General features: G+C 44.8%; 5 protein-coding genes and 1 pseudogene. 2 read left to right on the top strand and 4 right to left on the bottom strand.

Going from position 1 to position 6,104, the window contains the following annotated elements; all coding sequences use genetic code 11:
- On the bottom strand, window positions 1-212 hold a 212-nt coding region (locus tag BLR43_RS14090), incomplete at its 3' end, for a helix-turn-helix domain-containing protein (RefSeq protein ID WP_143007459.1).
- Window positions 213-311: 99 nt separating this feature from the next.
- Complete coding sequence (locus tag BLR43_RS13960) at window positions 312-419, bottom strand: DpnI domain-containing protein (RefSeq protein WP_093071432.1); 108 nt, start codon at window positions 417-419, stop codon at window positions 312-314.
- A 170-nt stretch (window positions 420-589) separates the two neighbouring features.
- Here BLR43_RS13960 and mltG point away from each other — a divergent pair, with 170 nt between their 5' ends.
- Both mltG and tmk read left to right on the top strand, forming a co-directional pair.
- A complete protein-coding gene (gene mltG, locus BLR43_RS13110) occupies window positions 590-1,870 on the top strand; it encodes an endolytic transglycosylase MltG (RefSeq protein WP_093071433.1) in 1,281 nt (426 codons plus the stop codon).
- Between the two features lie 185 nt (window positions 1,871-2,055).
- A complete protein-coding gene (gene tmk, locus BLR43_RS13115; RefSeq protein ID WP_227674224.1) occupies window positions 2,056-2,688 on the top strand; it encodes a dTMP kinase in 633 nt (210 codons plus the stop codon).
- 155 nt (window positions 2,689-2,843) lie between these two features.
- Here tmk and BLR43_RS13120 read toward each other — a convergent pair whose 3' ends face one another.
- Both BLR43_RS13120 and BLR43_RS13680 read right to left on the bottom strand, forming a co-directional pair.
- Entirely contained in the window at window positions 2,844-5,153 is a 2,310-nt protein-coding gene (locus BLR43_RS13120; protein ID WP_227674195.1) for a cation:proton antiporter domain-containing protein, read from the bottom strand.
- Between the two features lie 627 nt (window positions 5,154-5,780).
- Window positions 5,781-6,104 (bottom strand): annotated as a pseudogene (locus BLR43_RS13680) (IS4-like element ISAba33 family transposase); the annotation flags it as partial.

Raw genomic sequence — 6,104 nt, forward strand, 5'->3', positions numbered from 1 at the left:
ATAGTTGTGGCGTTGTTAGCCCGTCTGTCACAAGCCTTGTTATTAGCATGCTTTGCTCGGTAACCTCGTAGGCTTTTATTACGCCTAAGCTCTCTTGATATGGTACTGGGACTTCTGTTTAACACCCTCGCTATAAAATTAATACTATGTTTTGCCCCTTTAAGGGCATAAATCTGGTATCGTTCACCTAGGCTTAGATGTGTATAGCTCATGGTTGCAATCTCACTTTGGTCGGTGGATAAAAACTTTGATGCTAGCGCATCTAGGTCTTTTTTTCACCTTGCATTTGGTATTGCACTTCATGTGTTAATCTAAGGACAGTAACCATTTTCTGTTACCCATGTTTCACTGAGAACACGAATAATCTGTGATTTAGAGTGATAGTTTTTGGCGAGTCTTTGGTCAAAATATAGATTCATAATAGAGTGTCAGCATCGATGGACAGTGATAAAAATACCAGTAAAAGGTGGGAATGTTGAGCCATATAAATCAGTGTATAGACCAAGTTAATGCATAAGCTAAGCAAATACCATTGAAAATCGCACGGTTCAGTGCTAAATTCTAGCAAACATCTGCCTCGCGAGTTGCCATGAGCAAGCCCACACCCAATACACCACCTGAACGTCCCAATAAGTCGCCATCGAATAAGCAAGATGGCACAGTCGAGGAGCGTGTAGACACCACGCTACCGGACGCGCAACCAGTGGTAGATAGGGTGCAAGACACGCCAGCGACCAATGTCTCACTGATCAGTGGCAACAGCAAACCGCGTCAATATAAAGTCAACAATCCCTCATTTTTTATGCAGCGCGGTTATCAAGTATTGCTGGTGCTAGGGCTCATTGCTGCATTTTTCTTAGTCATGGTGTATCAGACCTTGTTTGGTCGTATCGAGCAGCCGCAGCAAATGGTCACGATTGAGCAAGGTCAGACGTATTATGGCCTATTGCCGCAGTGGCAAAATCAAATTCCGCTATTTTCGGCCAGCGTAGCCAAGCTATATATTAAGTCGCAAGTCGATGCGCCTTTGCATGCAGGCATTTATCAATTGCCGGAAAATCCAACCATTGCTGAGGCATTGCAAATATTAGAGCAGGGCGCAAAAGCAGCTATGGTAAAGGTGCAAATCATCGAAGGCAAAACCTCAAAAGACCTCTATCAAGCGCTGCGTGATAATGACAATATCGAAAAAGAAGTGCTGACCGCAGACAGTGATAATGCCAGCATTGCACAAGCGTTAGATTTGGCTGGTATATTGCCAGATAACGTGACCAACAGTAGTGATCCTATCGTCAATCATAATCTTGAAGGGTGGTTTGCGCCCGATACCTATTATTATGGTGAAGGGACGAGCGATAAAAAAGTGCTCACGGACCTATATAAAAGCCAGCAAAAAGCGCTGACTGATGCGTGGGAAAACCGTGCGCCTGACCTACCTTATAATAGCCCTTACGAAGCACTAGTAATGGCATCTATCATCGAAAAAGAAACCAGCGTACCAGAAGAGCGTCCGCTAGTCTCTGCCGTGTTTAGAAATCGCTTGGTTAAAAACATGCGTATGCAGACCGATCCGACCATCATTTATGGTATGGGTAGCCGTTATGATGGTAATATCCGCCGCAAAGACATCGATGAAAAAACGTCTTATAATACCTATCAGATTGATGGCTTACCGCCAACGCCAATCGCGCTGCCATCTGCTGCGTCTATCGAAGCCACCTTGCATCCTGCCGATAGCGACGCCCTTTACTTTGTGGCAACTGGTAACGGCGGACACAAATTTACCAATAGCTTGGCTGAGCACAACCAAGCGGTAAAAGACTATCTGAGCGTCATGCGCGAGAAAAAATCTCAAACACCGCCGCAATAAAGCACTTCTTTATCTCTTATAAAACGTATCGTTTATTGAGCGCTATAATCTAACGATAGCGCTCACCGATGACATAAGGTCATATCATGTCAGTATCTATACAGACCAACGCGCCATCCGCACAAACGAGTACAGCATCGTCCACGCTACCGGAATCAAATGCTTCACAAACGACGACCGCACCTATTGCAGGGCGGTTTATTAGTTTTGAAGGAACGGAAGGCGTCGGGAAAACCACGGCGATTGAACAGCTATGCTTGCAACTAGAGAAAAACGGTATTCACTACCTTCGTACGCGCGAGCCGGGTGGTAGTCCGTTTGCTGAGCGACTGCGCGATATATTGCTAGATCCTGCAACTGAAATTGAGGATGATACAGAGCTTTTATTATTATTTGCAGCACGCTGTGATCATATGCAGCAAGTCATCCTGCCTGCGCTACAACGTGGCACATGGGTTATTTGTGACAGGTTTACGGACTCTACTATTGCGTATCAGGGTTTTGGACGCGGACATGGCGATAAAGCGATGCTGACCAAAATTGAGACGCTGATCGAGCAGTTTGTGACGCAGTTGCCTGAGCTGACTTTATGGCTTGATTTACCTGTAGCAGAGGGCATGGCACGCGCCAATAAGCGCAGCGCAGCAGATCGCTTTGAGCAGCAGGCAATGGCGTTTTTTACTTGGGTACATACCGGTTTTAGTCAACTTGCAAGCTCGCATCCTGAACGTATCCAGCGTATCGATGCGTCAGGCAGTACTGATGAGGTGAGCGCGCGAATATGGCAGGCAGTCGTAGACAGATTTGATGTTGAATAATCATATTTGAGTGAGCATGTTTATCTTGTAAGTAGATTTAATAATCAAGCAGATATGATAAAAATAAAAAGCCCCAGCATGTCGCTGGGGCTTTTTATTGATGACAGTTTGTTATTTAACCAATTATGACGTTAGCGGTTAAATAACGATAGAGTTTATTTATCACTATTTTTGTCATTCAGCTCACTCTGTTTGGCTTCTTTCCCAACCGCGCCAGAAGCGTCGGTGTCAGCTTTGGCAGTCGAATGAGTAGCACTGTCTTGACCAGAGTCAGGGAGACGATTGGGATCAAGCGCTCCTTTTTTATTTTTAGGCGCGTTGCCATTACCATTGGCATTACTATTACTAGACGGCTTAGTCTTTGAGGTCGCGGTCGAGTTTGCTGTCATCACACCTGTGTTCGCTGTGTTGGTAGCCTCTGTTTTTGGTGCTACTGCCTTATCATCGGCCGCGACTGTCGCAGTATTGGACTTATCTATGGCGCTGTTCGCATTAGGGGCACTGGCGACGCTTTGCTCAGTATTTTGAGCCGTATTAGTTGGTGCCTCTGGCGCTGGTTTTTGTAGGTTATCGCTGCCCAGCTCTTTTTCTTTACGCTTTTCAGGCGCTTTTGAGCTGGACTCAAAGTTGGCATCGGCGACCATACGCGCTTGCTCTTGTTTTGGTGTTACGTCCACTGGTTTTGGCTGTACTTCATCATCCACAACTAAGGAGATAAGCTTGCGATCGCGAGGCACCGTACCTTCGAACTTATCAGTGATGACGTGCAGCTTGCCTTCTTTGTCTATGGTATATAGTGGCACAAACTGCTTGTTATCCGCTTTATACTGCTCAAAGCTATAGCTGTCAGTAATGTTGGTGATTTTGATGCGGGCTTTTTTGGACAGCATACTAGCAAGCTTGGTATATGTCACATCTTTGCCAAACAGCCACTGTGAATGGAAGTTTGACTGTTTATCGTCGCGCTCACTTTTGACTTTTTCATCACTGAACTTGAGACGGTATAGCTTACGCTCGCCAAATTCATGACGATAATGAATCTCAGACAAGGTATTCATCTCTTTGTCCATACTCATGGCAAACAAACGCCCAATACCAATCAGATCAAGATGGTGATCAGCGTGATCAGAGATTGGGTTGCCAAAATAAGTACGCAATCCACTCATGCGTGCGCGCGCGATATTGGTATAGTTATTATGCGCGACGATGACATCGAAGCCTTGCTCTTTAAGAGAGGTAGCGATGAGTAGGGCAATCGGGTTTGAACCGACGATAAGAATACCGTTGGTCTCAGGCTCACGTACGCCCAGCAAGTTGCCGACCATCTTTGCGCCCAGACCCTGAATCATTACCGTACCGATGATGACCATAAATACCAATGGTACAAGCAGCTCAACGCCTTGAATATCATACTCTTGCAAACGAATCGCAAACAGGGATGAGATAGCAGCAGCGACGATACCGCGAGGGCCAATCCAGCTGATCATCAGCTTTTCATTGGTTTTGAGGTTGGAGCCGATGGAGGACGCCCATACTGATAATGGACGCGCCACAAACATGACAATAGCAAGGAGCACCAGACCTACAAATCCTACGCTCAATAAACTTGCCAGCTCTACACGAGCGGCCAAAATAATAAATAGCACAGAGATCAGTAGAACGGTTAAAGACTCATTGAACTCTAGAATCGTCTCGCGTGGGAATTTTGGCCAGTTTGCCAAAGCCACACCCAGTACGGTCACAGTCAATAATCCTGATTCATGCTCCAAGTGATTTGATACCGAAAACAAGACCAAGACGAATGCAAGGGTAAAAACATTGCGCAAAAACTCAGGAACCATATGGCGCCGCATGAGGAACGCCAGTAACCAAGCGCCTGCCATACCAAGTGCCGTTGCCAATACGACAATTTTGGCAAATAGCAAGATACTACTGGCTTCACCGCCTGAGATGATATATTCATAGACCAATACCACGGCAATTGCGCCGATTGGATCAATGATAATGCCTTCCCATTTTAGGATATTAGAGATGGTTTTATTGGGGCGTACGCTACGCAACAGCGGCATAATGACCGTCGGACCGGTCACGCAGACCAGCGCACCAAACAGGAGTGCAATCAATGGGTCGACATCGAATAGCAAATAAGTCGACAGCGCCACGATAGCGATGGTGATGAGTACACCAATCGAGACCAGCATTTGCACCACAGTACCATGCTGCTTGATCTCATCAAACTCTAGCGTTAGCGAGCCCTCAAATAGAATAATTGCCACGCCCAAAGAGATAAAGGGGAACATCAGCTCACCTAATACCAAATCAGGGTCAAACACCCCCAGGACTGGTCCGATGATAATGCCAATGAGCAATAAAAATAAAATGGACGGTTGCTTCAAATACCAAGCCAGCCATTGGGCGGCAATGCCAATCCCAACCACGCCGGATAGCAATAGGGCGGTATCCATAAATTAATCCTTTTGTAATCTTGTCATATTTTATATCTATCCATAGCTGCTATAAGATAGTCGCTACCGTTCGTTTATGATCAATTGTTATCATTACTGATTATATCTGGGTCATCACATTGATAGCCATCATGAATCGCAACATGAGCTTGAGATGATATATACACTATAAAGTAGCAAGGGCAAAAGCATTCTTAGACAAATAACAGTGGTCTAAAAATGCAAAAGATGGAAAACAGGGATGATGATAGCAAGCTTGATAAACGAGTAGTCGATAGCATTTTTACTAATTGACTTTTGTTTGTTTTATGATTTGTTTTGCTTGCTATCATAACATGATTTGATTCATATACATGTATATAGAGCCTGCCACGATATCAGCGCGCAGCCACAAAATTGTACAAAGTCAGTATGAAATAACCATGCCTTGGGTTATCCTGCATTATGTAAATAATGGCAAGATAACGTTTTGTCCATCATACAGTAGCTACGTTGGTCATGCACGCCGCTAAAACAACAATAATATGACGTCAATCAGAGACCGTATATTGGCGCTGAGGGTTTATGTTTACTAAAGCCAACAACCCTGGTTTTGATTAAAATAAATCTCTGCACACGACAAAAAAATCATCCCCACCCGATTTTCATAGGTTTAGGGGTTAAAAAGCTAACTAACTGTCGAAATACAGTCTTATCATTGTTAAAGAACACCAAGTGAAGGCCCTCAATCAACACATCCAGGCCAAGCGCAAACAAACTGGCTTGAGGTCGAGCGTTTGACTTTAACTTGCGCTTTAACGGCTTATCTTTGTCTTTATAAATACCGACATGATAAGCCCAACAAAATGCTAAGGCGTTCACTGCGACTAATTTACTGACCCGATCAAGATGGGTTAAGTGGGTATCTTCAAGATTAAAGCCACGGCCCTTTAGACAAGCAAATAAAGTCTC

It is taken from the genome of Psychrobacter pacificensis (assembly GCF_900101915.1).
GTDB classification, from domain to species: Bacteria; Pseudomonadota; Gammaproteobacteria; order Pseudomonadales; family Moraxellaceae; genus Psychrobacter; species Psychrobacter pacificensis.